The organism is Mycobacterium sp. (assembly GCF_040509115.1).
In the GTDB taxonomy this organism is placed as follows: domain Bacteria; phylum Actinomycetota; class Actinomycetes; order Mycobacteriales; family Mycobacteriaceae; genus Mycobacterium.
In genome coordinates, this window is record NZ_JBEVLO010000462.1 from 1 (window position 1) to 26,157 (window position 26,157).

29 protein-coding genes and 1 pseudogene are annotated in these 26,157 nt (G+C 67.5%); 15 read left to right on the forward strand and 15 right to left on the reverse strand.

Features of this window, described 5'->3' with window-relative positions:
- Nucleotides 1-22 precede the first annotated feature (22 nt).
- Nucleotides 23-1,420 carry an ABC transporter substrate-binding protein gene (locus ABW137_RS31485; protein WP_526406170.1) on the reverse strand — a complete coding sequence of 466 codons (1,398 nt, stop codon included), beginning with the start codon at nucleotides 1,418-1,420 and terminating at the stop codon, nucleotides 23-25.
- A 289-nt stretch (nucleotides 1,421-1,709) separates the two neighbouring features.
- The gene (locus tag ABW137_RS31490; RefSeq protein WP_526406120.1) at nucleotides 1,710-2,222 is read right to left on the reverse strand and encodes a general stress protein; all 513 of its coding nucleotides are present in this window, start codon (nucleotides 2,220-2,222) and stop codon (nucleotides 1,710-1,712) included.
- 202 nt (nucleotides 2,223-2,424) lie between these two features.
- On the opposite strand from ABW137_RS31490, the gene ABW137_RS31495 reads away from it, so the two are divergent.
- Together ABW137_RS31495 and ABW137_RS31500 are read left to right on the forward strand one after the other, a co-directional pair.
- Nucleotides 2,425-2,967 carry a DUF4190 domain-containing protein gene (locus tag ABW137_RS31495; RefSeq protein ID WP_526406122.1) on the forward strand — a complete coding sequence of 181 codons (543 nt, stop codon included), beginning with the start codon at nucleotides 2,425-2,427 and terminating at the stop codon, nucleotides 2,965-2,967.
- An 80-nt stretch (nucleotides 2,968-3,047) separates the two neighbouring features.
- The gene (locus tag ABW137_RS31500; protein ID WP_526406124.1) at nucleotides 3,048-3,623 is read left to right on the forward strand and encodes a DUF4190 domain-containing protein; all 576 of its coding nucleotides are present in this window, start codon (nucleotides 3,048-3,050) and stop codon (nucleotides 3,621-3,623) included.
- Here the strand turns inward: ABW137_RS31500 and ABW137_RS31505 are convergent.
- Nucleotides 3,620-4,579 (reverse strand): HpcH/HpaI aldolase/citrate lyase family protein, encoded by a 960-nt coding sequence (locus ABW137_RS31505; RefSeq protein WP_526406126.1) that lies wholly within the window; start codon nucleotides 4,577-4,579, stop codon nucleotides 3,620-3,622. The two genes, ABW137_RS31500 and ABW137_RS31505, sit on opposite strands and share 4 nt — an antisense overlap.
- Before the next feature lie 25 nt (nucleotides 4,580-4,604).
- On the opposite strand from ABW137_RS31505, the gene ABW137_RS31510 reads away from it, so the two are divergent.
- The 4 genes from ABW137_RS31510 (at nucleotide 4,605) to ABW137_RS31525 (ending at nucleotide 8,956) form a co-directional block, all read left to right on the forward strand.
- A complete protein-coding gene (locus ABW137_RS31510; protein WP_526406128.1) occupies nucleotides 4,605-5,927 on the forward strand; it encodes a magnesium transporter MgtE N-terminal domain-containing protein in 1,323 nt (440 codons plus the stop codon).
- Nucleotides 5,924-6,460: a DUF1003 domain-containing protein gene (locus ABW137_RS31515; RefSeq protein WP_526406130.1), complete on the forward strand. Its 537-nt coding sequence runs from the start codon at nucleotides 5,924-5,926 to the stop codon at nucleotides 6,458-6,460. The genes ABW137_RS31510 and ABW137_RS31515 overlap by 4 nt, the downstream gene beginning before the upstream one ends.
- A gap of 78 nt (nucleotides 6,461-6,538) precedes the next feature.
- Nucleotides 6,539-7,774, forward strand: a complete 1,236-nt coding sequence (locus tag ABW137_RS31520; protein WP_526406132.1) for a lytic transglycosylase domain-containing protein — start codon at nucleotides 6,539-6,541, stop codon at nucleotides 7,772-7,774.
- A 24-nt stretch (nucleotides 7,775-7,798) separates the two neighbouring features.
- A complete protein-coding gene (locus ABW137_RS31525) occupies nucleotides 7,799-8,956 on the forward strand; it encodes a P-loop NTPase (RefSeq protein WP_526406134.1) in 1,158 nt (385 codons plus the stop codon).
- Here the strand turns inward: ABW137_RS31525 and tatB are convergent.
- From tatB to sigE, 4 genes are all read right to left on the reverse strand, one after another.
- Nucleotides 8,953-9,390, reverse strand: coding sequence for a Sec-independent protein translocase protein TatB (gene tatB / locus ABW137_RS31530; protein ID WP_526406136.1), 438 nt, complete (start codon nucleotides 9,388-9,390; stop codon nucleotides 8,953-8,955). The genes ABW137_RS31525 and tatB overlap by 4 nt on opposite strands.
- A 2-nt stretch (nucleotides 9,391-9,392) precedes the next feature.
- Nucleotides 9,393-10,901, reverse strand: a complete 1,509-nt coding sequence (gene htrA, locus ABW137_RS31535; protein ID WP_526406138.1) for a serine protease HtrA — start codon at nucleotides 10,899-10,901, stop codon at nucleotides 9,393-9,395.
- Nucleotides 10,902-10,989: 88 nt separating this feature from the next.
- The gene (rseA, locus tag ABW137_RS31540; RefSeq protein WP_526406140.1) at nucleotides 10,990-11,397 is read right to left on the reverse strand and encodes an anti-sigma E factor RseA; all 408 of its coding nucleotides are present in this window, start codon (nucleotides 11,395-11,397) and stop codon (nucleotides 10,990-10,992) included.
- A 115-nt stretch (nucleotides 11,398-11,512) separates the two neighbouring features.
- The gene (gene sigE / locus ABW137_RS31545; protein ID WP_526406142.1) at nucleotides 11,513-12,301 is read right to left on the reverse strand and encodes an RNA polymerase sigma factor SigE; all 789 of its coding nucleotides are present in this window, start codon (nucleotides 12,299-12,301) and stop codon (nucleotides 11,513-11,515) included.
- Between the two features lie 175 nt (nucleotides 12,302-12,476).
- Here sigE and ABW137_RS31550 point away from each other — a divergent pair, with 175 nt between their 5' ends.
- From ABW137_RS31550 to ABW137_RS31575, 6 genes are all read left to right on the forward strand, one after another.
- Nucleotides 12,477-13,160, forward strand: coding sequence for an O-methyltransferase (locus ABW137_RS31550; RefSeq protein WP_526406144.1), 684 nt, complete (start codon nucleotides 12,477-12,479; stop codon nucleotides 13,158-13,160).
- 74 nt (nucleotides 13,161-13,234) lie between these two features.
- On the forward strand, nucleotides 13,235-13,888 hold the full coding sequence (locus ABW137_RS31555; RefSeq protein WP_526406146.1) for a TetR/AcrR family transcriptional regulator: 654 nt from the start codon (nucleotides 13,235-13,237) through the stop codon (nucleotides 13,886-13,888).
- Between the two features lie 24 nt (nucleotides 13,889-13,912).
- Entirely contained in the window at nucleotides 13,913-14,818 is a 906-nt protein-coding gene (locus ABW137_RS31560; protein WP_526406172.1) for an ABC transporter ATP-binding protein, read from the forward strand.
- Complete coding sequence (locus ABW137_RS31565) at nucleotides 14,815-16,461, forward strand: ABC transporter permease (RefSeq protein WP_526406148.1); 1,647 nt, start codon at nucleotides 14,815-14,817, stop codon at nucleotides 16,459-16,461. The genes ABW137_RS31560 and ABW137_RS31565 overlap by 4 nt, the downstream gene beginning before the upstream one ends.
- Nucleotides 16,458-17,138 (forward strand): methyltransferase family protein, encoded by a 681-nt coding sequence (locus ABW137_RS31570; RefSeq protein WP_526406150.1) that lies wholly within the window; start codon nucleotides 16,458-16,460, stop codon nucleotides 17,136-17,138. Before ABW137_RS31565 ends, ABW137_RS31570 begins: the two co-directional genes overlap by 4 nt.
- 92 nt (nucleotides 17,139-17,230) lie before the next feature.
- Nucleotides 17,231-17,419, forward strand: coding sequence for a hypothetical protein (locus ABW137_RS31575; RefSeq protein ID WP_526406152.1), 189 nt, complete (start codon nucleotides 17,231-17,233; stop codon nucleotides 17,417-17,419).
- 15 nt (nucleotides 17,420-17,434) lie between these two features.
- Here the strand turns inward: ABW137_RS31575 and ABW137_RS31580 are convergent, their stop codons facing one another.
- Nucleotides 17,435-17,827 carry a winged helix-turn-helix transcriptional regulator gene (locus ABW137_RS31580; RefSeq protein ID WP_526406154.1) on the reverse strand — a complete coding sequence of 131 codons (393 nt, stop codon included), beginning with the start codon at nucleotides 17,825-17,827 and terminating at the stop codon, nucleotides 17,435-17,437.
- A gap of 81 nt (nucleotides 17,828-17,908) precedes the next feature.
- Between ABW137_RS31580 and ABW137_RS31585 the strand changes: the two genes are divergently transcribed.
- Nucleotides 17,909-18,319, forward strand: a complete 411-nt coding sequence (locus tag ABW137_RS31585; RefSeq protein ID WP_526406156.1) for a Rid family hydrolase — start codon at nucleotides 17,909-17,911, stop codon at nucleotides 18,317-18,319.
- A gap of 107 nt (nucleotides 18,320-18,426) precedes the next feature.
- On the forward strand, nucleotides 18,427-19,017 hold the full coding sequence (locus tag ABW137_RS31590) for a DUF4126 family protein (protein WP_526406158.1): 591 nt from the start codon (nucleotides 18,427-18,429) through the stop codon (nucleotides 19,015-19,017).
- Here ABW137_RS31590 and glgC read toward each other — a convergent pair.
- On the reverse strand, nucleotides 19,014-20,228 hold the full coding sequence (gene glgC / locus ABW137_RS31595) for a glucose-1-phosphate adenylyltransferase (RefSeq protein WP_526406160.1): 1,215 nt from the start codon (nucleotides 20,226-20,228) through the stop codon (nucleotides 19,014-19,016). The genes ABW137_RS31590 and glgC overlap by 4 nt on opposite strands.
- Before the next feature lie 137 nt (nucleotides 20,229-20,365).
- Here glgC and glgA point away from each other — a divergent pair, with 137 nt between their 5' ends.
- Complete coding sequence (gene glgA, locus ABW137_RS31600) at nucleotides 20,366-21,538, forward strand: glycogen synthase (RefSeq protein WP_526406162.1); 1,173 nt, start codon at nucleotides 20,366-20,368, stop codon at nucleotides 21,536-21,538.
- A 19-nt stretch (nucleotides 21,539-21,557) separates the two neighbouring features.
- On the opposite strand, the gene ABW137_RS31605 is transcribed toward glgA, so the two are convergent.
- The 6 genes and pseudogenes from ABW137_RS31605 to ABW137_RS31630 form a co-directional block, all read right to left on the reverse strand.
- The gene (locus tag ABW137_RS31605; RefSeq protein WP_066857137.1) at nucleotides 21,558-21,725 is read right to left on the reverse strand and encodes a DUF3117 domain-containing protein; all 168 of its coding nucleotides are present in this window, start codon (nucleotides 21,723-21,725) and stop codon (nucleotides 21,558-21,560) included.
- 141 nt (nucleotides 21,726-21,866) lie between these two features.
- Nucleotides 21,867-22,481, reverse strand: a complete 615-nt coding sequence (locus tag ABW137_RS31610) for a DNA-3-methyladenine glycosylase I (protein ID WP_526406164.1) — start codon at nucleotides 22,479-22,481, stop codon at nucleotides 21,867-21,869.
- A gap of 143 nt (nucleotides 22,482-22,624) precedes the next feature.
- Nucleotides 22,625-22,924: pseudogene (locus ABW137_RS31615) on the reverse strand (DivIVA domain-containing protein); the annotation flags it as partial.
- Nucleotides 22,925-22,971: 47 nt separating this feature from the next.
- On the reverse strand, nucleotides 22,972-23,919 hold the full coding sequence (locus ABW137_RS31620) for a glucosyl-3-phosphoglycerate synthase (protein WP_526406166.1): 948 nt from the start codon (nucleotides 23,917-23,919) through the stop codon (nucleotides 22,972-22,974).
- A 31-nt stretch (nucleotides 23,920-23,950) separates the two neighbouring features.
- Nucleotides 23,951-24,781, reverse strand: a complete 831-nt coding sequence (gene folP, locus ABW137_RS31625; protein ID WP_526406174.1) for a dihydropteroate synthase — start codon at nucleotides 24,779-24,781, stop codon at nucleotides 23,951-23,953.
- Nucleotides 24,782-24,898: 117 nt separating this feature from the next.
- Nucleotides 24,899-26,157, reverse strand: a 1,259-nt coding sequence (locus ABW137_RS31630) for a long-chain-acyl-CoA synthetase (RefSeq protein WP_526406168.1), incomplete at its 5' end; no start/stop codon positions are given.

Sequence of the window (26,157 nt, forward strand, 5' to 3'; positions counted from 1 at the left end):
TCGGCCGTCCCGGTGGGGGCCGTCACGGGATGAGCCCCTTGCCGTCGATGGCCTTCTGCACCTGTTCGGTGAGCTCGTCGGCCATGGGCTCGGGGTCGATGTCGGTGATCGGCGCCAGCGTGGCCGACAGCCGCGTCGAAACAGCTTGGTAGACCGGTGTGGCCGGTCGCACGGCGGCATTGGTCAACTGCTCGCGGATGATCTCGTACTGCGGATACTTGGCTTGAAAGGCGGGGTCGTCGTACAGGGACGCACGCACGGCGGGCAGCCCACCCTCGATGGAGGTGTACCTCTGATTCTCGGCGCTGCGCATGCACCGGATGGCCTCGAACGCCTCCGCCTCGTGCTGAGTGTTCTTGCCCACCGCGAGATTGAGTCCACCGAGGGTCACCTTGGCCGGTTGACCGGGTAGCACACCCGGGTAGTTCGCGAAGCCGAAGACCTCCTTGCTGGCGTCGTAGGCGGTCGTGAACTGCTCGTCGGACGGGGAGAAGGTGCCCGCGTCGTTGATCGAGCCCTGGAGCTCCGGGTTCTCGTTGAGCGGCAGGAATTCAACTCCGCCCTTCACGGCGTTCTCCAACATCGACGGCAGGACGAACGGCCAGTTCACTTCGAGTGCGGCGTTGCCCTGTTCGAGGGCCAGCCGCGCGGTGCCCTCGTCGGTCTGGGTGATCGACGGGTCGGCGCCAGGCGCAGTGGCAACAGCCTTGATGATCTCGAGCGCCTTGACCGTTGCGGCGCGATGTTCGGGTGTGTCGGTCAGGGTGACGGTCTTGCCGTCATCGGAGAGCACCTGGCCGCCAGCACTTTCCAGCAGCGTGTTGAACCACACCACCAGGCCCTCGTACTGCTTGGCCTGCAGCGCAATCCAACTGGGCTTGTCCTCGGCGTGCAGGCGGGTGGCCTCGGCAACCATGCCATCCCAGGTGGTGGGCGGCTCCGGCATCAAATCAGCTCGATACCACAGTAATTGGGTGTTGGTGGTGACCGGGGCGGCGTAGAGACGGTCCTGCCATTCCGCCGTGGCGAGCGGACCAGGCAAGGTGTCCTCGCGCGCGTCGGCCTCGGCCTCACCGGCCGGGTCGTCGGACAGCGGCAGAGCCCAACCGGCTTCGGCGAACTCAGCAGTCCACACCACGTCGAGCGCCATCACGTCGAGAGTCTTGTCGTTGCCGGTGAGACGGCGCGCCAGCTGCAGACGTTGATCGTCGGCAGCCTTGGGCAAGCTGATCTGCTTGATGGTGAAGCGGCCGCCGAGCGCGTCGTTGCACCGCTTGGCCACCGCGGTGAAGGTGGCCATCTCGCTGGCCGGTGTGTAGAAGTTGATCACGGTTCCGCCACCGGCGGAAGTGCACGCCGATACCGTCGACGCCATCGTCAGCCCAGCCAACGCCGCAGCGCATAGCCGTCTAACGCGCACCACCGCCTCCGTTTCCGCATCCCATGTCGCCGCCGGCGCGGCTCCGCATCCCATGTCACCGCCGGCGCGGCTCCGCATCCCAGTCACCACCGGAGCGGCTTCGTGAGCGAGTTCCGTCCGCGCGCAAACCGTAGAGCGAGTTACGCGCAATGCGCAACACTTTGGCGCGTGCGCGTCGCAATCGTGACGCTGCAGCAACCTTCGCGAAAGCAGGGACACCGCAGCGCCGCAAACTCACGCCTGACGTCGATACGTCGTGTTGGCGCTGCCCCGAGGCAGGATGGCGAGGTCAGATGGTCAAGCGCGCCAGCAGATCCCGGCCCTTCTCCGCGCTCTGCGGATCGCACAGGACGTCGTAGCGACCGGCAACCAATTGCATCGTCGAACTGAAATCTCTTGTGCCCCGCGCCATCGCGTATTGCAGGCCCGAGGTGATCAGACCGAACATCACGCCGGCGAGAAGGCCCGCAATCAGCGAACTCCACGGGTTCGGGCCGAAGAAGCCGAGCACCAGGCCGATGAACAGGCCAAGCCAGGCCCCCGTCGCCGCACCACCGGCCAGCACGCGCGGCCACGTCAGTCGACCGGTAACGCGCTCCACCTGCATCAGATCGACACCGACGATCGTTACCTGTTCGACGGGGAATTCTTGATCCGAGAGGTGGTCAACGGCCCGCTGAGCCTCGGCGTACGTGGGGTAGGAGCCAATCGGCCAGCCCTTGGGCGGTGTCGGCAACCCGCCCAGACCACCACGTCCCGGAGTCTGTCCTGCGCGTCCTGGTTTCTGAAGTGGGTTCGTCATCGTGTCAAGCCTCGTCTCAATCCCTTGTCCGAATCCCTGGTCTGGATCCCTGGTCGTCTTCCGTACTGGTTCGGTGCTGGTGTCGACCGTTCCTCATTCTCCAACGCACGACCATCGCCGAAGGTGTCCGACTCACGGCAGCGCCGCAGTCGGCGTCAAGGTGCGGTGCCCCCCGAGCAATTGCTCGGGTACGTTGACCCCCATGAGCCATCCGGGGAGCTACCCAGGCGATCCTTCCCAGCAGCAGCCTTGGCAGCAACCCGAGCCCGGCCCGCATGGATACCCGCCGATCGACTACGGCACCGGACGGCAGGCCCCGAACGGCACCTGGCCGCCGGCCTCACCCCAGGTGCCACCGGGCTCACCCCCGGTGCCGCCGGGCGGCTATCCCCCGCCACCCGCGTATCCGGGCTACCAGGGCTACCCAGGTCCGCAGGGATACCCGAGCCCACCTGCCTACCCCGGCCAATTCCCCCCTGCCTACGGCGCGCCAGTGCCCACCAACGGCATGGCGATCGGCTCGCTGGTGAGCTCACTGGTCGCCATCCCCGTCGGCGTCTTCTGCTTTCTCGGCATCCTCGGCTCGATCGTGGGCATCGTCCTGGGCGTCCTGGCGCTCAACCAGGTCAAGAAGACTCACCAAAAGGGCAAGGAGATGGCGATCGCGGGCATCGTCATCGGTGGGCTGGGCCTTCTGGGGCTCGCCGTGCTTGTGGTGGTCGTCTCCAGCCACTGGTGGTTCTAGCGGCTTGAAACACAGAAACCGTCGTCCGCGCGGTTACGCTTCTCCAAGAGCCTGATCGTCATAGTGATGGGACTGATTTCGTGGTGAACCCCGGACCCGACCAGCCGTCGTACGGCCACGAGTATCCGTCGCTGGAGAAGACCACGCCGCCCGCCGAACCGTATCCACCGGTCGACTACCCGACGGACGGTTCGCAGCAGCCGGTCTACCCCCCGCCGTACGACCAGCCGCCGGGCGCGTCGCAAGGGGGCTATCCGCCCGGCGGTTACCCGCCGCCTGGTTACCCGCCGCCGCCGCCCGGTTATCCGCCGCCCGTCGGGGGCCCGCCGCCGGGCTATCAGCAGTACCCGCCGCCGCCCTACCCGTACGGCTATGACCCCTACGGCGGGGGCAAGCCCCCGGGCACCAACGGCAAGGCCATCGCAGCCCTCGTCACGTCGCTGGTCGGATTGCTGTTCTGCGGGTTGCCGTCCGTCGTCGGACTCGTCCTGGGCATCATGGGCATGCGCGAGACCAAGCGGACCGGGCAGGAGGGCTACGGGTTGGCGTTGGCGGGAGTCATCGTCGGCGCGATCTCCGCCGCGGGCTGGCTGCTCTACGGCATCATCATCATCTTCGCCATCGCGGTCTCGTCGCAGAGCGGCTACTACGGCTAAGCCGTCGGCGGCTCGAACGCCCCCGACGCGCGGGTCATCCCGGCCGCTCGGCCCTTCCCCGCGATCACCAAAGCCATCTTTCGGCTGGCCTCGTCGATCATCTCGTCGCCCAGCATTACGGCGCCCCGCGCTCCCCCGGCTTGCGACGTGTGCCAGTCGTACGCCTCCAGAATCAGCTCGGCGTGGTCGTAGTCGGCCTGGCGTGGGCTGAAGACCTCGTTGCCCGCGATGATCTGGTCGGGATGGAGCACCCACTTGCCGTCGTACCCGAGGGCCGCTGCCCGGCCTGCGACCCGCCGGAAGGCCTCGACGTCGCGCACCTTGAGGTACGGACCGTCGATCGCGTTGATGCCGTGCGTGCGGGCAGCAACCAGGATCCGCATCAGCACGTAGTGATGCGCGTCGCCGACGTCGTAGCCCTCGGGTTGCTCACCGACCACCAGGGTGCGCATGTTCAGGCTCGCCATCATGTCCGCAGGACCGAGGACCAGTGCCTGCACCCGCGGTCCCGCCGCGATGGCATCGACGTTGCTCAGGCCGCGAGCGTCCTCGATCTGCGCCTCGATCGCGATGCGTCCCACCGGCAATCCGTGGGTGACCTCCAGTTGGGTCAGCAACAGATCGAGGGCCTGGACGTGCGCCACGTCGGTCACCTTGGGCAGTACCACCAGATCGACGTGCGCTCCCGCCGCGGCAACCACCTCGATGACGTCGGCATGCGTCCACGGCGTGCTCCAGTCGTTCACCCGCACTCCGCGTAACTGACCCGACCAGCCGTCGGAAGCCAGCCCGGCCGCGACTTGAGTACGCGCCTGCGCCTTGGCATCTGGTGCGACGGAGTCCTCGAGATCCAGGAACACCTCGTCGGCGGGCAAACCCTTGGCCTTGTCAATCATCTTCGCGCTGCTGCCGGGAACCGAAAGACACGTTCGACGGGGGCGATAGCGATTCTCCACGCCCACAGTCTCTACTCTTCTACACATGGTGGCGGTGAACAGGGTCTATGCGGCCCGACTCTCGGGGATGTTGGTGCTCGGCCCCGACGGCGAGTCGATAGGCCGCGTCCGCGACGTGGTGATCAGCATCGGCATCGGTCGCCAGCAGCCCCGCGTGCTCGGTTTGGTGGTCGAATTGCTCACCCGCAGAAGGATTTTCGTCGGTCTACTCCGAGTGGCCGCGATCGAACCCAGCGCGGTGACGCTGACCAACACCAGCGTCTCCCTGCGCCGCTTCGCGCAGCGACCGGGGGAGGCCCTGGTCTTCGGCCAGGTGCTCGACACCCGGGTGCGCGTGCAGGATCCCGAACTAGCCGATCTCGCGGGAGTGGACCTCGTCGTCGTCGACCTCGCGCTCGAACAGATCCGCACCAGGGACTGGGTGGTGACCCGCGTCGCAGTGCGAAGTCATCGCCGACTGGGCCGACGCACCGCCGTGCACATCGTCGACTGGCAGAACGTCACGGGCTTGACCCAGTCGGCCATGGCCCTCCCCGGCCAGGGCGTCGCGTACCTTCTCGCGCAGTTCCAGGGACAGCGGCCCGTCCTCGTCGCCGACGCGATCCGGGAGCTGCCCGCCAAGCGGCGCTACGAGGTGGTCAACGCACTCGACGACGAACGCCTGGCCGACATCCTGCAGGAGCTGCCAGAGAGCGAACAGGCCGACTTGCTCGGGAAGCTCGACACCGAGCGCGCCGCGGACGTGCTCGAGGCGATGGATCCCGACGACGCGGCCGACCTGCTCGGCGAGCTGGGCGCGTCGCAGGCCGAGGCGCTGTTGGCCCGGATGGACCCCGAGGACTCCGAGCCGGTCCGGCGGTTGCTCAAGCACTCCCCCGACACCGCGGGTGGCCTGATGACGCCGGAGCCGGTGGTGGTCGGACCCGGTACGACGGTGGCCGAGGCGCTGGCACGGGTCCGCGATCCGGACCTGACTCCCGCGCTGGCCTCACTGGTGTTCGTCGTCCGGCCGCCGACCTCCACCCCCACGGGCCGCTATCTGGGGTGCGCCCATCTACAGCGGCTGCTGCGGGAGCCGCCCGCCGCCCTCGTCAGCGGCATCGTCGACTCCGATATGCCCAATCTGCACCCCGAGACGTCGCTGGCGGGCGTCACCCGCTACTTCGCCGCCTACAACCTGGTCTGCGGACCCGTCGTCGACGACGAGAAGCACCTTCTCGGCGCGGTTACCGTCGACGACGTCCTCGACCATCTGCTGCCTCACGACTGGCGCGTCCGCGAAGAGCCCGAACTGCCGAATCCCGATGACGTGGCCGGCGTCCTCAACACGCCAGGAGGCAAGTCGTGAGTGATCTTTCGGCTCGGCAGCGGCTCGACACCCCGCGCACGCGGCGCAGGCGGTTCACGCCACGCGTCGACATCGAGGCCGTCGGACGCGTCAGCGAGTCCATCGCCCGGTTCCTCGGCACCGGTCGCTACCTGGGCATCCAGACCGCGCTGGTGATCGTCTGGATCGCACTGAACCTGTTCGCCGTGAACCTGCGGTGGGATCCCTACCCGTTCATCCTGCTGAACCTGGCGTTCTCGACGCAGGCCGCGTACGCGGCTCCGTTGATTCTCCTGGCGCAGAACCGCCAGGAGAACCGCGACCGGGTGTCGCTGGAGGAGGACCGCAGACGGGCCGAGCAGACCAAGGCGGACACCGAGTACCTCGCGCGGGAACTCGCCGCCCTGAGGTTGGCCGTCGGCGAGGTGGTCACACGTGACTACCTCCGTCGCGAACTGGACGAACTGCGCGAACTCCTGACCGACGTGAAGGCGAAGAAGCCCAAGAAGAACTCCGGCGCGCGGGCCCAACAGAACTGGGATGAACCCGTCTAGAGCATTGCTGCAACACGCGTAACACGAATCGGTATGGTGACCTGGTTCACGAGGGTTTGCCGGATCTAGGACGGTCGAGTGCGCATAGGGGCGGGTGACGGGGCGGGCGCCAAGGTGCGCGCGGCACGCGCCCGCATGACCGGGATTGCCCGCACCCCCGCATTCGGCGTCGCGGTCCTCGCTCCATTCGTCCTGCTTCTCGCCGTAGGGGCCTCCTCACCTTCCGCCAAGCACGCCGTCGCCGACGCCGGGATCACCCCGCTGGCGGCGGTTGCCCGCACTGGCGACGGCTCCGGCATCACGGTCGTCGCCGCGTCCCGACCCCCGACGCTGTTCCAGTTCGCCGTCGTCAACCTCTCGGCGCCGCCACCGCCAGTCGTCGTGAGTTCGCCAGGCAGTCTTCGCATTCCGGGGATGGCCCTGGCGGCGTACCGCAACGCCGAACGCATGATGGCGGGTGCGTACCCCGGCTGCGGCGTCAGCTGGAACCTCCTGGCCGGCATCGGCCGCATCGAGTCACTCCACGCCAATGGCGGCGCCACCGACCCGCGCGGCACCCCGCTGCAGCCCATCTACGGCCCCTCACTGGACGGCACGCTGCCCGGCAACGAGGTCATCGTGCACAGCGTGCAGGCGGGCAAGGTGACCTACGCCCGCGCCATGGGTCCGATGCAGTTCCTCCCCGGTACCTGGGCCCGCTATGCCTCGGACGGCGACGGCGACGGCAAGGCCGACGTTCAGAACCTCTACGACGCGTCCCTGGGCGCGGCCCGGTATCTGTGCAGCGGAGGCCTGAACCTCCGCAACCCGTCCCAGGTGATGGCCGCGATCCTGCGCTACAACAACTCCATGGCCTACGCCCAGAACGTGCTCGGGTGGGCTGCCGCCTACGCGACTGGCGTTCCGCCGACCGACCTGCCTGCGATCACCGGACCCACACCCCCGATCGGCGATGCGCACCTCGACACCAGGCCCGAGGGCCTCGGTCCCGGCCTGCCGCTGAACGCCATCGGTCTTCCCGCGGACGACCCGCTTGCCAGGCTGCCACTCGTCGACCCCGACGGAGCCACCCAGCTGGGCCTGCCCGCCGGTGCCCCCGCACCGCAGCAGAACTGCCGGGTCTTCTGCCTGACCCCCGCAGCGGTGCCATCGCCTGCGCCCGCCCTGCCGCCGCCGTCGCCCTTCGGCCAGCCGTTGCCTCCGCCGTTCGCGTTCGGAGCGCCGCCGCCTCCGCCGTTCCCGTTCGGACCGCCGCCCCCCGAGCCTCCGCTGGTGCTGCACCCCACCGGCCCAGCGCCCGGTCCGGTCGGCTGAGCACGGGGCATACACTCGCGGGTGATGTCACAGCAAGCACCCACAGATCCCGAGGCCCTGGAATCGGCCGTGCGCGCCGCGCTGTCCAAGGTGGTCGACCCGGAGCTGCGCAAGCCGATCACCGAAGTCGGCATGGTCAAGAGCGTCACCGTCGACCCCTCCGACAGCGCGGTCCACGTCGAGATCTACCTCACCACCTCGGCCTGCCCCAAGAAGACCGAGATCTCCGATCGCGTCACGAAGGCCGTCGTCGACGTACCGGGCACCGGCGCCGTGAAGGTGACGCTCGACGTGATGAACGACGAGCAACGCGCCGAGCTGCGCAAGCAGCTGCGGGGCGACTCCCGGGAACCCGTGATTCCCTTCGCCCAGCCCGGCTCGTTGACCCGGGTGTACGCGGTCGCATCCGGCAAGGGCGGCGTCGGCAAGTCCAGCGTGACCGTCAACCTCGCCGCCGCGCTTGCCGCGCGCGGGCTGTCGGTGGGCGTACTCGACGCGGACATCTACGGCCACTCGGTGCCGCGCATGATGGGCACCACCGACCGGCCCACTCAGGTCGACTCGATGATCCTGCCGCCCGTCGCCCACGACGTGAAGGTCATCTCGATCGCCATGTTCACACAGGGCAACACCCCGGTGGTGTGGCGCGGACCGATGCTGCACCGCGCGCTGCAGCAGTTCCTCGCCGACGTGTACTGGGGTGATCTGGACGTTCTGCTGCTCGACCTTCCGCCCGGTACCGGCGACATCGCGATCTCGGTGTCGCAGCTGATTCCCGGCGCCGAAATCCTGGTGGTGACCACACCGCAGCTCGCGGCCGCCGAGGTGGCCGAACGCGCAGGCGCCATCGCGCTACAGACCCACCAACGGATCGTGGGCGTCGTCGAGAACATGTCGGGGCTGACGCTGCCGGACGGCACCGTGATGAACCTGTTCGGCGAAGGCGGCGGCCAGACGGTCGCCGAGCGGCTGAGTCAGTCGATCGGCGCCGACGTGCCCCTGCTTGGTCAGGTACCGCTCGATCCGGCACTGGTATCCGCAGGGGACACCGGGGTGCCGCTGGTGATCAGCGCGCCAGACTCCGCGGCGGGCAAGGAACTGCGCAGCATCGCCGACGCGCTCACCGCCCGCAAGCGTGGCCTGGCAGGGGTGTCTCTCGGCCTGAACCCGGTGGGGCGCTAAGTCGCGTCGCTGTCGTACGGCGTCGGGCGGGGTTCCGACGTCGACGTCGGCTCCTGCGGCTTGGGCTGCGGCCCACCCGGCGACACCGGCTTCTCAAGCGTGGGCTTGTCGGGCAACGGATTGCCGGGCGCAGCGGGCTTGTCGAAGTTGCCGGTCAAGAAGGAGTCGTCGCCGTCGAGCAGGTGCTTGGTCAGCGCTGCCCGCGGCGTCATCCCCCGCAGCTTCTGCAGTTCGCTCAGTGGCTGCCGCAGGTCCTCGAACTCGGGGCCGAGATCCTCACGCAGCTGACTGGTGGCACCGCTGAGGTACTCCCGCGCCTGCTTCACCGTGCCCGCCGTCCAGCGGATGGCGCCGGGCAGTCGCTCCGGCCCGAGTATCACCAGGCCCGCGATGACGAGCACCAACATCTCGCCCCACCCGACGTTGGCGAACATGGTTACTGCGCTGCGTCGTCGGAGCCGGGATTCACGGTCAGGGTGACGGGACGTCCGTCCCGGATCACCTCGACGGGCGCATCCTGGCCGATCTGCAGCTGGCGCACCGCGACGACGAACTCGTCGGCGTCGGCGACCGCGCGGTTGCCGATCTTGACCACGACGTCGTTCTCCTTGATCCCCGCCCGATCCGCAGGACCGCCCACGACCACGTTCTTGATGAGGGCGCCGGACGCAACCGAGTTGCTCACCGACACCGCGCTCAAGCCGAGCGTCGGGTGGGCCATCTTGCCCTGGGTGATGAGGTTGTTGATGACGTCCTTGACCTCGTTCACGGGGATTGCGAAGCCGAGCCCACTTGCGCTGTCGGACAACGACTTACCCGCGGTGTTGATGCCGATCACCTCGGAGTTCATGTTGATCAGCGGGCCACCGGAGTTACCGTGGTTGATCGACGCGTCGGTCTGCACACCGTCGATCACCGTGTCGGTGTCCGACGAGTCGCCCGAAAGCGGAACGGGCCGGTGTAGCGCGCTGATGATGCCCTGGGTGACGGTGCTGCGCAGCCCCAGCGGGGCACCTGCGGCGATGACTTCTTCGCCAACGCGCAGCTTCTCGGAGTCACCCAGTCGGGCGACGACGAGATTGTCGACGTTGTCGACCTTGAGGACGGCCAAGTCGGTCTTGGGGTCGCGCCCCACCAGGTTGGCAGGCACTTCCTTGCCGTCGTTGAACACCACGGTGATGTCGTAGTCGGCGGCGTTCTTCGCGGCGTCGGAGATGACGTGGTTGTTGGTGACGATGTATCCGCGGCCGTCGACGATGACGCCGGAACCGATGGATCCCTCGGTCTTCTCCTTGTTGTCCACGTTGATGGTGACGACCGAGTCGGCAACGGCGGCAGCGACGTCGGCGAACTTGCCCGCGGGCTCCTGGGCTTCGCCGCCCGTCTCGAGGGTCACCTTGGACGTCGTGAACGCCTGGACGACCTCGGCGGTCTTGCGGCCGACGACGCCGCCCAGCACGCCGATCACCAGCGCGACGATCATGATGATGCCCAACGCCACCCAGGACACGCGGCCACCGAACAGCACGTCCCGGACGCCGAGCTTGCCCAGCGGCGGAGTGGCGGCCGTCGCCGTCGAAGCTGTCTTGGGCATGGCCGGGGTGCCGAGCGACGGCGCGGCCGCCGGATCACGCCACGGGTCGGCGGGCTCGTCGGGCAGCTCCCGCTCGCGCTCGGCCTGCAGCGCACCCGCGTCGGCGGGATGCCGTTGCAGCGAGTCGACGGTCGCGCCCGGCCTGCCGAACGCGTCGGCGAGCACGGGATCGGGCGCCTGGTCCCTCGGCGTGTACTCACCCTGATCGCGTTGATTGTCGGCGCCGAGAAACGACCCGTTGAAGCCCTCGGGCCTACCGAAGGCGCGGGTGGCGGCTGGATCGACGGGCGGTCGCGTCACGGGGCGCGGCGCCATCCGAGGACTATTGCCTGACTGGTCCTGGTCGGTCACCCGTTTTCACTCTCCATCAGAGCGGCCACCAGTGCTGGTGGACGCCAGTGTTCAGCCGTGGTCACGGCCTTGTTCGATGTGGTCGAGCCTACCGGCGCTTGCGGCGGGAGCGCGTGCCGTCAGCGGCGAACTGACTCGCGGGCCCGTCAGCCGACTCGTCGACCGGTGGGTCCAGCGGCGCGTGGTGCGGGATTTGCGACAGCGCACCGAGCAGCGACTTCGGTATGACGATCGGGCACGAATCACGCAGCGCGGCTCGGGCCTGCCCCTGCGCATCCACCTCGGCCGAGCACTGCGGGCACAAGGACATGTGGTGTGCGGCTCGGAGGTGTGCTCCCATCCGCAGCTCACCGTCGACGAACGCGGCGATGGCCTCGGTGGAGAGGTGCTCAGTGGACCCGAATCTTCGCGGCCCGACCGGCGCATCACTCTGTGACGCCAACTGGGTGGGCAGCCAGGAGAATGCACGACGGAATACGTGGCCCGGATCTACCACTGCTCAGCCCCTCTCCAGAACGATCACCCGTTGGCTCGTCGCGACGGCGACGGCCGCACCCTCGAATGTAGCGCGACTGGTGACGTTGGACACCCACCAGAACGCCCATGACCGGTCAGGCAGACCGCGCTGCGTCTTCGGAGTGCTTTGCCAGGTGCTCGCGCAGCGCCTGGCGGCCGCGGTGGATGCGACTGCGGACGGTGCCGAGTTTCACGCCGAGCGTGGCGCCGATCTCTTCGTAGGACAACCCTTCGATGTCGCATAGGACCACGGCGGCACGGAACTCTGGCGCCAGTGAATCGAGCGCTGCCTGCAGGTCCGGGCCCAACCGAGAATCGTGGTAGATCTGCTCGGGGTTCGGATCGTCGGCTGGCACGCGGTCGTAGTCCTCGGGCAGCGCTTCCATGCGAATGCGGCTGCGACGCCGGACCATGTCCAGGAACAGGTTGGTGGTGATGCGGTGCAACCAGCCCTCGAAGGTGCCTGGCTGGTAGTTCTGCACGGAACGGAAGACCCGGATGAAGGTCTCCTGGGTCAAGTCCTCCGCGTCGTGCTGATTGCCCGAGAGGCGGTAGGCCAGTCGGTACACGCGGTCGGCGTGCTGACGAACCAGGTCATCCCATGACGGCATCGTGGTCTTGTCGCCGGTCGCGTCGAACACGGCGGTTCCGGTCAGCTCTTCGCTCGGCTCGACCCAATCACCATCGCCCTGCGGCTCGAGGTGGGCCATGAATACGGGGGACGTGCTCGCGGTGGTCGTCTGATCCTCCAGATCACTGTGTTGCTTGAGATCACTGTGTTGCTTGCCAGCGCCAAGCGTTGACTCGACATCGGCGGAAACGGACGGGTCGAGATTGATATTCCCGGAGTCGTACCGAGAGGCCCAGCTTCCGCCGTTTTCCATGCGCTTACCGTTCACGACCGCGGTGAGCCCCGCATATGAGCAAACTGAACTTTTCCTGAGAATGTCGGATACCCACGGTACGAACTGCGAAAACAGCCGAATTCGGCCGGATTTTCGCGTCCGGGGACGGGCGTGTCGGGTGCGGCCGACTGACGCTTCGCTCTACGCTGCGGGCATGGCCAGCACCGACGACCCCGCCGGTGCGCCCGGTACCGCCGAGAGCGTGCGACCGAGCCGCGCTGCGGCAATCATGGCGCACGCCGAGAACTCCATCTCCGAGGACGTCTTGACCGCTGCCGCGCGGGAGCGCGCCGACGACAGCGGGGCAGGCGCCGTCACCCCTGCCGTGGGCGCCTTGCTCAGCATGCTGGCGAAGCTGGCAGGGGCGAAGGCCGTGGTCGAAGTCGGCACCGGCGTCGGCGTGAGCGGGCTCTGGCTGCTGTCCGGAATGCGCGAGGACGGCGTACTCACCACCATCGACGTCGAACCCGAGCACCAACGGCTGGCCAAGCAGGCGTTCAACGAGGCAGGGATCGGCCCGTCCCGAACCCGGCTGATCAGTGGCCGCGCGCAGGACGTTCTGACGCGTCTGGCCGACGATTCGTACGACCTGGTCTTCATCGACGCCGATCCCGCCGATCAACCGCAGTTCGTCGTCGAGGGGGTGCGACTGCTGCGGTCCGGTGGTGCGATCGTCATTCACCACGCCGCGCTTGGTGGCCGGGCCGGCGATGCCAACGCCAACGACCGCGACGTCACCGCGGTGCGCGAGGCGACGCGGCTGATCGCCGAGGACGAGCGTCTGACCCCCGTGCTGGTGCCGCTCGGCGACGGTCTGCTGGTCGCCGCGCGCGACTGACCGCTCCCTCGACCTTTCTGGGCGAGCAGCTCGACTCTTGACCGACGACTGAACGCGTGTTTAGCATGTTAAACATGCGTTCAGTCGACGATCTGACCACCACCGCCCGCATCCGCGACGCGGCGATCGAGCAGTTCGGCGAGCACGGCTTGGACGTCGGACTCCGCGCCATCGCCAAGGCCGCAGGCGTGAGCGCGGCCCTGTTGATCCACCACTTCGGCTCCAAGGACGGCTTGCGCAAGGCCTGTGACGACTACGTCGCCGAGACCATCCGCCAATCCAAGACCGAATCGTTGAAGACCGCCGACCCCGTGGCGTGGTTCGCCCAACTCTCCGAGATCGAGTCCTTCGCGCCATTGATGGCCTACCTGGTTCGTAGCATGCAATCCGGCGGCGACCTAGCAAAGACGCTGTGGCGCAACATGATCGACAACGCCGAGCAGTACCTCGCGGAGGGGGTTCGCGCCGGAACCCTGAAACCGAGCCGAGACCCCAAGGGTCGGGCCAAGTTTCTCGCCATGGCGGGAGGCGGCAGCTTCCTGCTGTACCTGCAACTGCACGACAACCCGAAGGACATGCGCGCCGTGCTGCACGACTACGGGCAGGACATGGTGATGCCCGCCCTCGACGTCTACACCCATGGCCTGATGACCGATTCGACGATGTACGACGCCTTGATCGCGCAACAGACCCAGGCGGACGCCCACCCCGCATCGAAGGAGAGGTGAACGATGACGATCAGATCTGGCGAGATGGCCGCCATTGAAGTCCGCGGCCTGACGAAGGACTTCGGGTCCGTGCGCGCACTGGACGGCCTCGACCTGACGGTCACCGACGGCGAGGTACACGGCTTCCTCGGGCCCAACGGTGCGGGCAAGTCGACGACCATCCGGATCCTCCTCGGTCTGGTCCGCGCCGATTCGGGATCCGTGCGCCTGCTCGGCGGTGATCCGTGGGCCGACGCGGTAAATCTCCATCGCCAAATCGCTTATGTTCCGGGCGATGTCACTCTGTGGCCGTCGCTGACCGGCGGTGAGACCATCGACCTGCTGGCCCGCATGCGCGGCGGCATCGACGAGAACAGACGCGGCGAGCTCGTCGAGCGATTCGGCCTCGACCCGTCGAAGAAGGCTCGCACGTACTCCAAGGGCAACCGGCAGAAGGTATCGCTCGTCTCGGCATTCGCCTCGAATGCGCGACTGCTACTGCTGGACGAACCCAGCAGCGGACTGGATCCCCTGATGGAGAACGTCTTTCAACAATGCGTCGCGGAGGCTCGCGATCGCGGTGCCACCGTCCTGTTGTCCAGCCACATCCTTGCCGAGACCGAGGCGCTCTGCCAGCGCGTGACGATCATCCGCGACGGCAGGACCGTCGAATCCGGCACGCTGGAGTCGATGCGCCACCTTTCGCGCACGTCGATCACGGCCGAATTGGTCGGCGATCCCGGCGACCTCGGCAGGATCGCCGGCGTCGCCGACCTCAGCGTCCAGGGGCGGGTGCTGCGGGCCCAGGTCGACGCGGACAGCCTCGGCGAGGTCGTCAAGGCGCTCGGCAACGCCGGTGTACGCAGCCTCGTCAGCCAACCACCGACGCTGGAGGAACTGTTTCTGCGTCACTACGACGTGGGTGAGCCCGCCGAGCGGGTGACGGCGTGACCACCACGCTGGAACGCCCGCACGAACCTGCCCATCGGGCCGCCACCGACGGTTCGACCTTCTCGGGAACCTTTGGGCTGCTTCGCCTCTACCTACGCAGGGATCGGATCGTCGCGCCGCTGTGGGTCCTGTTGCTTTCGGTCCCTCTCTCCACCGTGTACGTCGGCAGCATCGAAGCCGTCTATCCCACCGAGGCGGACCGCGCGAACTTCGCGGCGACCATCATGGCGAGCCCCGCCCAGCGCGCTCTGTACGGCAACGTCTACGGCGACAGCCTTGGCGCCACGGGCATCTGGAAGGCCAGCATGTTCGGCGTGCTGATCGCCGTCGCCGTCATCCTCACCGTGATCCGGCACACCCGCGCCGACGAGGAATCGGGCCGCACCGAGCTCATCGACTCGACGGCAGTCGGACGGGCGGCTAGTCTGACCGCCGCCCTGCTGCTTGCCGGTGGCGCATCGATCCTCACCGGACTCCTCGGCGCCGCAGGCCTTCTCGCGGTCGACGTGCCGGCCTCCGGGTCGGTGGCGTTCGGACTCGCGCTGGCCTCCTCGGGGCTGGTGTTCACCGCCGTCGCCGCGGTGACGGCGCAGCTCTCGCCGAGCGCGCGATTCGCCCGTGGCGCAGCGTTCGGCGTGCTCGCCGCCGCGTTCACCCTGCGCGCCGTCGGCGACGCCGGGTCGCGGGTGGAGTTCTTGTCCTGGGTGTCCCCGCTGGGGTGGTCACTACAGGTCCGTCCGTACGCCGGCGACCGGTTCTGGGTGCTGTCGCTGCACGTCGCGTTGACCTTAGCGTTGCTCCTCCTCGCCTACCGGTTGCTCGCCCGTCGCGACGTAGGTGCTGGCATGATCGCCGAACGTCCTGGCCCGACTCGGGCGGCAGCCGGTCTGCGCGGGGCCACGTCTCTGGCATGGCGACTCAACCGTGGCGCGTTGGTGCTGTGGACGATTGGTCTTTGCCTCTACGGCCTCGTCATCGGCAGCGTGGTCAATGGCATCGGCGGCGAGATCGGCGACAGTCAGTCGGCACGTGACGTCGTGGCCCGCCTTGGCGGCACCGACCAGATGGAACAGGCCTTCGTCGCCGTGGCGTTCGGCATGCTGGGAATGATCGCCGCAGCGTTCGCCATCTCACTGACGATGCGACTGCACCAGGAGGAGACCAGTCAGCGCGCCGAGTCCCTACTCGCTGGGTCGGTGAGTCGGACCCATTGGCTGGCAAGTCATTTGGTGTTCGCCGTCGTCGGTTCCGGCGGCGCGATCATGATCTCGGCGCTGGTGGCGGGGGTGACCTACGGCGCCGCAGCCGGGGACGTCGGTGGCAAGCTTCCGACGGTGCTCGGCACCGCTGCGGTGCAACTCCCCGCAGTGTGGCTGCTCGCCGCGGTCACCGTCGTGCTGTTCGGAGCGATACCCCGGTTCACGCCGGTGGCGTGGGGGGTGCTCGTCGCGTTCGTCGCCGTCTATCTGCTTGGTTCGCTATCGAATGCACCGCAGTGGCTGCTCGACATGGAACCCTTCACCCACGTCCCACGCGTTGGCTTCGGTGACTTCACCGTCGCGCCACTGGTATGGCTGCTGGTGATTGATTCCGTTCTGGTCACGTTGGGCGCCATCATGTTTCGTCGACGGGATCTGCAATGACCGTCAAGATCGCACTTCAGTCCGTCGCGTCGATGGTGTTCGGCGTGTTGTTCTTCGGGCTCGCGCTGTTCCTGCCAGCGTGGACGTTCGACTACTGGCAGGCATGGGTCTTCATCGCGGTCTTCATCGTGGCCACGATCATCCCCAGTTGGTATCTGGCGGTGACGAATCCCGCCGCCCTCGCTCGTCGGTTGAAGGCTGGTCCGACGGCGGAGACCCGCCCCGCGCAGCGCATCATCATCTCGGCGACGGTGGTTCTCGTGATCTTGGCGCTGGTGGTGGCCGCACTGGATCACCGGTTCGGCTGGTCGTCGGTGCCCATGCTCGTCGTCGTCATCGGCGACGTCATGGTCGCGGTCGGCTTATTTCTGGCCCAACTCGTCGTCGTCCAGAACGCGTATGCGTCGGCCAGCATCGTGGTCGAGTTCGAGCAGCCGCTGGTCTCCACCGGGCTGTACGGGGTGGTGCGCCACCCGATGTACTTCGGCGCGCTGATCATGATGGTTGGGATGCCTCTGGCACTGGATTCCTACTGGGGGGTGCTCGTGGTGGTGGCTGCCGTGCCGGTCTTGGCGGCCAGGATCATCGACGAGGAGAAGATGCTGAACGCCGAACTGGCTGGCTATGGCGAGTACACGCGGACGGTGCGGTACCGGTTGGTGCCTGGGCTCTGGTGACACCCCGGCGGTGCGCGCACCGCGGCCGCCGAGGCACCGACGATAGGATTCGGCATGCGCACTGGCAGATTAAGACGACGAGTGGGTGCGCCGTGATCGACAAGCCATGCCCGGGCGGCGGCAAGAGCTGGACGGTCGACATCAATGGCAAGCCGATCTGCCCCCGATGCCGGCGCGCCCTGGCCACCGTGGCGGGCAAGGGCCGGTCGGTTCGCGATACGCCGAAGGTTCCGCAGCACGAGCGGCCGGGCCGCGGTCAGAAGTCCGACCGGCAAGCCTGATGCCACGACGAACGCTCACACCTCTCGCGGTGTCAGTTCGTCAGCGTCGAACGCGTCGCGCGCCCGTTCGATGTCGGGCATGTGAGCCCTGGCCCAATCCAGCAGCACGTCGACCGGCGGCCGAAGGGTCTTGCCCAGCGGCGTGATTGCGTACTCCACGGCGATCGGGCGGGTACTGAGAAGTCGGCGCCCGATGATGCCGTTGCGCTCCAGCTTGCGCAGCGTCGCGGTCAGCGACTTCTGGGTCACCGCCGGGATCGCCCGGCGAAGTTCGTTGAATCGACGGGGCCGCACGCACAGTTCGTTGAGCACCGCCAGCGACCACTTGTCGAGCACCTGGTCCAGCAGTTCCCGGTGCGGCGCCGAAATCGTCAGCTCGTCGACGAGGGCTTCTGAGGTATCGGCCATGAAACCTAGTCTCGTTGAAGTGTCCTCGGTGCACCAAGTATCAAAGATGCACCCAACCACTTCGAGCAGGATGGAGTCCCGATGTCGGTTCAGCGCTTCACCCCCGAGGGCATGATGCAGCCCACGCCCTACCACCACGTCGCGGTCGGCACCGGCACCCGTCACGTGCACGTTGCGGGGCAGATCTCGCGCCTGGCCGACGGGAGTCCCGTCGCGCAGGACGACCTCGCCGGGCAGGTCGCACAATCGCTGCGCAACACCGCAAGAGGTCTCGCGGGCGCCGGGGCCACGTTTCACGACGTGCTCCGGCTGACGTTCTACGTCACGCGCTGGACGCCCGAGAAGATCGGCGACTTCATGGCGGGCATCGAATCGGTCGCTCAGGAAGTCGACTTGCCGACGCCCCTGCCACCCGCGTCGCTCATCGGGGTCGACTATCTCTTCGAGCCCGACGTACTCGTCGAAGTCGAAGCGACAGCCCTCGTCGACTGACGCTCACCCCTCGGCGTCGGCGTGGCCCCGCCGACGGCTGCGATGACGGCCGCCCACGCCTCGGAGATTCGCAGAGCACACCGAGAGCTCGACGCCATACTGAACCCGTGGAGTTCCTCACCGGTCTTGGCCTGGCGAGCGCGGCCGGGCTGAACGCCTACATTCCACTGCTCGCCATGGGTTTACTGGCCCGCTTCACCGACCTGGTGAACCTTCCCGGCGGCTGGGCTTGGTTGGAGAACGGCTGGGTGCTGACGATCGTCGCGGTGCTACTCGCCGTGGAGGTGGTCGCCGACAAGGTTCCCGCCCTCGACAGCGTCAACGACGTGATCCAAACCGTCGTCCGCCCCACCTCGGGCGGCATCGTCTTCGGCGCGGGCACGGCTGCGCAGACCGCTGCCGTCACCGACCCCGGCGCCTTCGTGGCGTCCGGACAGTGGGTTCCGATCGTGATCGGCGTCGTCGTCGCACTCGCCATGCACCTCACCAAGACCGCGGTGCGGCCGGTCGCCAACGTCGCGACCGCCGGTTTGGCCGCGCCGGTCTTGAGCACCTTCGAGGACATCACCAGCATCGGACTGGTGTTCGTCGCGCTGTTGCTCCCCGTGCTGGTTCTCGTGGTGCTCGCCGCGATCATCTGGGCCGCGGCGTCGCTTTGGCGACGGCGCCGCCGCAAGCAGCGGGCTCAGATCACCTAGACCCAGATGCCCTTGCCGACGGCGACCACGCCACCCGCGCTGATCGCGAAGCGCTCGCGGTCCTTGTCCAGATCGACGCCGACCATCTCGCCGGGTCCGACCACGACGTTCTTGTCGAGGATCGCCCGCCGCACCACGGCACCACGCCCGATCCGCACGCCCGGCATGATGACGCTGCCCTCGACGATCGCGCCGTCGTCGATGACGACGTTCGACGACAGCACCGAATTGCGCACCGACGCCGCGGAGATGATGCTGCCCGCACCCACCACGGATTCCTGGGCGGAGCCGCCGTTGACGAACTTGGCGGGGGCGAGGTTCTCCGGTTCCCCTCGGATGGGCCAGCGCCGGTTGTACAGGTTGAACACGGGGTGCACCGACACCAGATCCATGTGCGCGTCGTAGAAGGCGTCGAGCGTCCCGACGTCGCGCCAGTAGCCGTGATCGCGTTCCGTCGAGCCGGGCACTTCGTTGTCGTTGAAGTCGTAGACGGCCGCCATGCCGTCCCGCACCAGCCGGGGAATGATGTCACCGCCCATGTCGTGGTCGGAGTCGTCGTCCTCGGCGTCGGCGCGGATGGCGTCGACGAGCACCTTGGTGCTGAAGATGTAGTTGCCCATCGACGCGAACGTCTGCTCGGGATCGTCGGGCGTACCTGGCGGATCCGCCGGCTTCTCCAGGAACTCTCGGATGCGTCCCGAGTCGTCGGCGTCGATGACGCCGAAGGCGCTCGCCTCCGCCCGAGGCACTCTGATTCCTGCGACCGTTGCCCCCGCGCCACTCTCGATGTGGAACTGGAGCATCTGCTCGGGATCCATGCGATAGATGTGGTCGGCGCCGAACACCACGACGTAGTCGGGATCCTCGTCGTAGATCAGATTGAGTGACTGCAGGATCGCGTCGGCCGAGCCGGTGTACCACCGCGGGCCGAGCCGCTGCTGCGCAGGCACCGGCGTGATGTACTCGCCGGCAAGCCCCGATAACCGCCAGTTCTGCGAAATATGGCGATCCAGCGAATGCGACTTGTATTGCGTGAGAACGCAGATGCGCAGGTACCTGGCGTTCACCAGGTTCGAAAGCACGAAGTCTATGAGTCGGTAGGCACCGCCGAAGGGAACCGCAGGCTTGGCACGGTCGGCGGTCAATGGGTACAACCGCTTTCCCTCACCACCTGCAAGGACGATGCCGAGGACGTGTGGCAGTTCCCTCATGCATCAAACCTATCGGCCGCCACCCACTGCGGCTAGGCATTGACACGATTGGCCCAGGAAAGTCTGTCGGGCTGTCGGTCAAGACAATTGGCGCGGCCCACTCCCCGGGAGCCCGGTGGTCCACTACCGTCGTCATCATGCGGGTGGCGATGATGACTCGGGAGTATCCACCAGAGGTGTACGGCGGTGCGGGCGTGCACGTCACCGAACTCGTCGCACAGCTGAAACACATGTGCGACGTCGACGTGCTCTGCATGGGCAAGCCTCGTCCCAGCGAACCCGACGTGTTCGTCGCGCAACCCGACCCCGCGCTGTCGGGGGCCAACCCCGCCTTGACGACGCTGTCGGCCGACCTCGCGATGGTGAACGCCGCGTCGGGCGCCACCGTCGCGCACTCCCACACCTGGTATGCGGGCATGGCGGGTCACCTCGCCGCGATGCTGTACGGCATTCCGCACGTGCTGACCGCACACTCGCTCGAACCGATGCGGCCGTGGAAGGCCGAACAACTCGGCGGCGGATACCGGGTGTCGTCGTGGGTGGAACGCACGGCCGTCGAGGCGGCCGACGCGGTGATCGCCGTGAGCTCCGGCATGCGTGAGGACGTCCTCGCCACCTACCCGGCCTTGGACCCCAATCGCGTTCACGTGGTACGCAACGGGATCGACACCGAGAAGTGGTATCCGGCAGCGCCCGCGGCCACCGGATCGGCGTTGGAGCGCATCGGCGTGGACTTGACGCGGCCCATCGTGGCGTTCGTTGGCCGGATCACTCGCCAGAAGGGAGTGGCCCATCTGGTCGCAGCCGCGCACCGGTTCGCCCCAGAGGTTCAGCTCGTGCTGTGTGCCGGTGCACCGGACACGCCGGAGATCGCGGCCGAGGTCGGTGGCGCCGTGCAGGAACTGGCCGCCTCACGCAGCGGAGTGTTCTGGGTGCAGGAGATGCTGCCGGGCGATCAAATCCGTGAAATCCTGTCGGCGGCAACAGTTTTCGTGTGCCCGTCGGTGTACGAACCGCTTGGCATCGTGAATCTGGAGGCCATGGCCTGCTCGACGGCAGTGGTCGCCTCCGATGTCGGCGGCATCCCAGAGGTAGTCGCGAACGGCGAGACTGGGCTGCTGGTGCACTACGACGCCACGGATGCGGCGACGTTCGAGAACGACCTGGCCGAAGCCGTCAACGTGCTCGTCGCCGATCCCATTCGGGCCCAGCGCTACGGCGTGGTCGGCCGACAACGGTGCATCGACGAATTCTCGTGGACTCACATCGCCGAGCAGACCTTGGAGATCTACCGGAAGGTGTCGTCCTAGAGCTGCTCCAGGCGGGCAGCTAGCTGGTGACGTTCTTCAGTTCCTCGCCGAGGGCGGCGGCCTCGTCGGGGGTGAGTTCGACGACGAGACGCCCACCACCTTCCAGTGGTACTCGCATCACGATGCCCCGCCCCTCTTTGGTTGCTTCCAGTGGACCGTCGCCGGTCCGGGGCTTCATCGCCGCCATCGACTGCTCCCTCCGCGTGCGCCGGTCCGCGTCAGCGGAACGGATCGGGGCCGAGGCTGTCCACCCGGCGACAGCACTCGACCTGAACTGATCACGCACCATTGTTCCCTATGCCAGCCAATCGGTGTGCAAAGACCCGACTTAGGCGTCGCGCCGAACCGCAGGAACCCAGCACGAGGCGAGGTGGTCGTCGACCATGCCGGTCGCCTGCATCAGGGCGTAGGCGGTCGTCGGCCCGACGAACTTGAACCCGCGCCGTTTGAGTTCCTTGGCCATCGCCTTCGACTCCGGAGTGACGGCGGGCACCTGGGTGAAGTCGTCAGGGCGGGGTTTGGCTGGCGGTGCGAACGACCACAGCAACTCGCCGAGGTCGACGTCGAGGTCGGCGACCGCACGTGCGTTGGCGATGGTCGCGTCGATCTTGGCCCTGTTGCGCACGATGCCGACGTCGTCCATCAGGCGCTCGACGTCACGCTCGGTGAACCGGGCGACCTTGGCTACCTCGAAGCGCTTGAAGGCGCGGCGAAAGTTCTCCCGCTTGCGCAGGATGATCAACCACGAGAGACCGCTCTGGAACGCCTCAAGCGTCATTCGCTCGAACAGCTCCCGGCTGCCACGCAGGGGCCGACCCCACTCGGTGTCGTGGTAGTTGCGGTAGAGGACCGAATCATCGGCGGCCCAACGCGATCCGCTGAAGTCCGCCCAGCTGCAGCGAACCCTGCCGTCGCCCTCCACGCTTTCGGCGACGGGGGTCATCGTTCGTCGCGCCCGTCGGCGGCATGGGCGTCGGCCGGGTGGTGCGCCCCGTCCCCGGGAACGACGTCGGGATCGTCGTCGACGTCCGTCTTGTACAGCGTGGCTACCGGCACGCTCTCGCGGCTGCCAACTTCGACGCCGAACTCGTCGACGCCGTAGGCCGCGCGCACCGCCGCAAGCTGACCGCGCAACTGATCGAGTTCCTGGCCCAGTCGATCCAGCACCCAGTCGACCTCGCCCACCTTGTATCCACGCAACGTCTGACTGAACTTCACCGCCGCAACATCGGCCCCCGTCACGTCGGACGCGGGAAGAACGGTGGCGGTGGTGCCGCGCGGCAACGGTGGCAGGCGCTCACCGCGCCCGAAGACGACGCTGCCGACGCCGAACAGCACAATGGCAACCAGGATCAGCACGACGAGGTACAGAAGGATCAACGTCACGCCGTCGATACTGCCTGACGGGTACGACGCAGCGCGTCCCGAGGCTCTCAGTGAGGTCGCACGGTCACCATCGGCGGACGGTCAGCCAGCGACACCGTCGAGGTGCGGGCCGCGTAGTCCTCGCCGTCGGCGAAGAACTGGGTCAGACCGACACCCGAGTCGGGCACGCCGCAACGGGAAAGCAGGGTCGCGATGACCTGCCTGCTCATCGACGCCAGCTCGGTCAGCGGGCGGTTGCGGTGGGTGCGGACGCCGAGGTTCACCTGGGCGATGCCGTCCAGGCCGAGCCGGTCGTAGGTGTCGATCAGCAGGCCGATCTCGACGCCGTAGGCGGGCGCGAACGGCACCGACGTCAACAGTTCGCGGGTCCCGGCGTACTCGCCGCCGAGGGGCTGCAGCAGGCATGTCAGCTCGGGCCGCAGCGCGGCGAGCAAAGGTCGCGCCACCAGTTCGGTGACGCGGCCGCCACCGTTGGCGTCCTCGCTGCCGCTCACCTTCAGCGGGCGGCGGTAGAAGCCCTTCACCAGGTGCACGCCGTCGGTCGTAAGCAGCGGACCGAGCAGCTTGGGCACGAACATGGGGTCCGGATCGATCAGGTCGGAGTCGACGAAGACGATCAGGTCACCGGTGGTGGCGGCCAGCGAACGCCACAGCACCTCGCCTTTGCCGGGCTGGGGAGCCACCTCTGGCAGTGCCGCTTCTCGGCTGACGACGCGTGCACCTGCGGCGACGGCGCGGATCTCGGTGTCGTCGGTGGAGCCGGAATCCAGCACGATGAGCTCGTCGACGAGACCGCCGAGCAGCGGCTTGATGGTGTCGATGACCGACGCGACGGTCTCTTCCTCGTTGAGGGCGGGTAGGACGACGGACACGGTCCGACCGGCCTTGGCGGCTTCCAGTTCGGCGACGGTCCACGTGGGCCTGCGCCAGGTGTGGTCGTTCAACCAGCGATGTCCCGCCACGGTGTCCGCGGCGAGTTCCGGTGTAAGGGTCATCCGCGATCTCGCTTCGCTACTCGCCTGTCCGTCATGCCAGTCCCCTTACGGTTCGCGTCGGTGGACGCACGCCCTGGATCGACGCGACCATTTCCAGGACGCGTCGCGTGGACCCCACCTCGTGAACCCTGAACATGGCTGCCCCCGCCTGCGCGGCGAGCGCGGTTGCGGCCAGAGTTCCCTCGAGGCGTTCGGTCAAGCCCACCCCAAGAGTCTCCCCGACGAAATCCTTGTTGCTCAGTGCCATCAGGACAGGCCATCCGGTGTTTACAAGATCTTTTACGTGGCGCAACAAACTAAGACCATGATGAGTGTTCTTACCGAAGTCATGGGTCGGGTCGATCAGTACGGCCTCCCGGCTGACCCCTGCGGCGACGGCGCGCTCGGCAGCCGCCGTGACCTCCGCGGTGACGTCGTCGACGACGCCTCGTTCCGATATCCCATAGTTGACGCGGAATGGCCGTGTCCGCGGGACCGCCCCGCCGGTGTGTGAGCACACCAGGCCTGCGCCGAACTCGGCGGCAACGTCGGGCAGCCCGGGATCGGACCCACCCCAGGTGTCGTTGATGAGGTCCGCCCCCGCCGCGCATGCCTGTTTGGCCACCGACGCCCGCCAGGTGTCGACGCTTATCAACTGCTCTGGATAGGCGCTTCGCAGCCACTCGATGAATGGGACGACGCGGGCGATCTCCTCGGCGGCGTCGACCGTCTCGCCGGGGCCGGCCTTGACTCCCCCGACGTCGACGACGTCGGCGCCCTCTGCGATGACCCGGTGCACGGCCGCCTTCGCCGCGTCGTCGGTGAACGTGGCGCCGCGGTCGTAGAACGAGTCCGGGGTCCGGTTCACGATCGCCATGATCATGGCGCGGTCGCCCGCGACGGGTCGGCCCAGAAACGTCGCCTGCACGCCCACCAGGCTACGGGCGCGCGATTCGTGCACGTTTACCCGCGCTGAGCGCGGGTTTCAACACGCAAGTCGCTAGGACTTGGGGCGCTTCCCGTCGACGACCTCGCCGGGGTACTCCTGGTAGAACGGCACGTAACCCTCCTCGCGACCGGCCAACACGTAGATGGGGTCGTCGAGCTGGCCGGCCTCGGTGTCGTCGTCGTCGCCTTCGGCCTCACCGGAGCCACCGCCGTAACCCTGCTTCCGCAGCTCGACCTTCTGGCTCTTGAACGTCGACGTGTGCGCCAGCGACTCGGTGACGCGGACGAACAACGGAACCGCATAGCCGGGCAGGTGGTCGTAGGCGGCCTTCGCCAGCGCCTTGCCGTCGAAGTCCGCGCCGTCCTTGAGCTGGATGGCCACCATGCCCGCCTTGCCGCCTGCGCCCTCGACCTCGACGCCGAAGACCGTGCACTCCTCGACCTGGGGGTCGGTGGACACGGCAGCCTCGACCTCGGTGGTGGCGACGTTCTCGCCCTTCCACCGGAAGGTGTCCCCGAGCCGGTCGGTGAACGCAGCGTGCCCGAACCCCTGGGAACGCATCAGGTCGCCGGTGTTGAACCAGACGTCCCCGTCCTTGAACGCGTCGCGGACGAGCTTCTTCTCGGTGGCTTCCTTGTCCGTGTACCCGTCGAACGGCTGAAAGTTGCTGACCTTGGACAGCAACAGGCCGGGCTGCCCGGTCTTGACCTTGCGCACTCGGCCGTCGTCGCCGCGGGCCGGTCCGCCGCTCTCCTCGTCGTATTCGACGAACGCGATCGGCGACGGGCAGATGCCGGTGGTCTTGTCGACGTTGAGCACGTTGAGGAACGCGGTGTTGCCCTCGCTGGCCGCATAGAACTCACACACCCGGTCGATGCCGAACCGCTCGGTGAATTCGTCCCAGATGGCCGGGCGCAGGCCGTTGCCCGCGATCACCCGCACACGGTGCCTGCGATCGGTGGGCTTGGCAGGCTGATTGAGCAGGTAGGCGCAGATCTCACCGATGTAGACGAACGCCGTCGCGTCGTGCTTGATGATCTCGTCCCAGAACTTCGACGCCGAGAAGGACTTGCCGAGCGCCAGCGTCGAACCCGAGTTGAGCACCGAGGACAGCGCCACCGTGAGCGCATTGTTGTGGTAGAGCGGCAGGCAGCAGTACAGGGTGTCGCCGCTGGTCAGACGCATGCCGAGGCCGCCAAACCCGGCGAGCGCACGCAGCCAGCGGTAGTGCGTCATCACGCTGGCCTTTGGCATCCCCGTGGTACCCGAGGTGAAGATGTAGAAGGCCTTGTCCTTGGCGAGCACGGCGG

Coding starts and splice junctions, on each gene's coding strand:
- ABW137_RS31560 (WP_526406172.1), top strand. CDS start 13,913: ATGGCCGCCATTGAAGTCCGCGGCCTGACGAAGGACTTCGGGTCCGTG.
- ABW137_RS31610 (WP_526406164.1), bottom strand. CDS start 22,481: ATGACCCCCGTCGCCGAAAGCGTGGAGGGCGACGGCAGGGTTCGCTGC.
- ABW137_RS31580 (WP_526406154.1), bottom strand. CDS start 17,827: ATGGCCGATACCTCAGAAGCCCTCGTCGACGAGCTGACGATTTCGGCG.
- ABW137_RS31605 (WP_066857137.1), bottom strand. CDS start 21,725: ATGGCGGCGATGAAGCCCCGGACCGGCGACGGTCCACTGGAAGCAACC.
- ABW137_RS31525 (WP_526406134.1), top strand. CDS start 7,799: ATGTCACAGCAAGCACCCACAGATCCCGAGGCCCTGGAATCGGCCGTG.
- ABW137_RS31570 (WP_526406150.1), top strand. CDS start 16,458: ATGACCGTCAAGATCGCACTTCAGTCCGTCGCGTCGATGGTGTTCGGC.
- ABW137_RS31490 (WP_526406120.1), bottom strand. CDS start 2,222: ATGACGAACCCACTTCAGAAACCAGGACGCGCAGGACAGACTCCGGGA.
- ABW137_RS31550 (WP_526406144.1), top strand. CDS start 12,477: ATGGCCAGCACCGACGACCCCGCCGGTGCGCCCGGTACCGCCGAGAGC.
- sigE (WP_526406142.1), bottom strand. CDS start 12,301: ATGGAAAACGGCGGAAGCTGGGCCTCTCGGTACGACTCCGGGAATATC.
- ABW137_RS31555 (WP_526406146.1), top strand. CDS start 13,235: ATGCGTTCAGTCGACGATCTGACCACCACCGCCCGCATCCGCGACGCG.
- ABW137_RS31510 (WP_526406128.1), top strand. CDS start 4,605: ATGGTGGCGGTGAACAGGGTCTATGCGGCCCGACTCTCGGGGATGTTG.
- ABW137_RS31585 (WP_526406156.1), top strand. CDS start 17,909: ATGTCGGTTCAGCGCTTCACCCCCGAGGGCATGATGCAGCCCACGCCC.
- glgC (WP_526406160.1), bottom strand. CDS start 20,228: ATGAGGGAACTGCCACACGTCCTCGGCATCGTCCTTGCAGGTGGTGAG.
- ABW137_RS31495 (WP_526406122.1), top strand. CDS start 2,425: ATGAGCCATCCGGGGAGCTACCCAGGCGATCCTTCCCAGCAGCAGCCT.
- ABW137_RS31620 (WP_526406166.1), bottom strand. CDS start 23,919: ATGACCCTTACACCGGAACTCGCCGCGGACACCGTGGCGGGACATCGC.
- tatB (WP_526406136.1), bottom strand. CDS start 9,390: ATGTTCGCCAACGTCGGGTGGGGCGAGATGTTGGTGCTCGTCATCGCG.
- glgA (WP_526406162.1), top strand. CDS start 20,366: ATGCGGGTGGCGATGATGACTCGGGAGTATCCACCAGAGGTGTACGGC.
- folP (WP_526406174.1), bottom strand. CDS start 24,781: ATGATCATGGCGATCGTGAACCGGACCCCGGACTCGTTCTACGACCGC.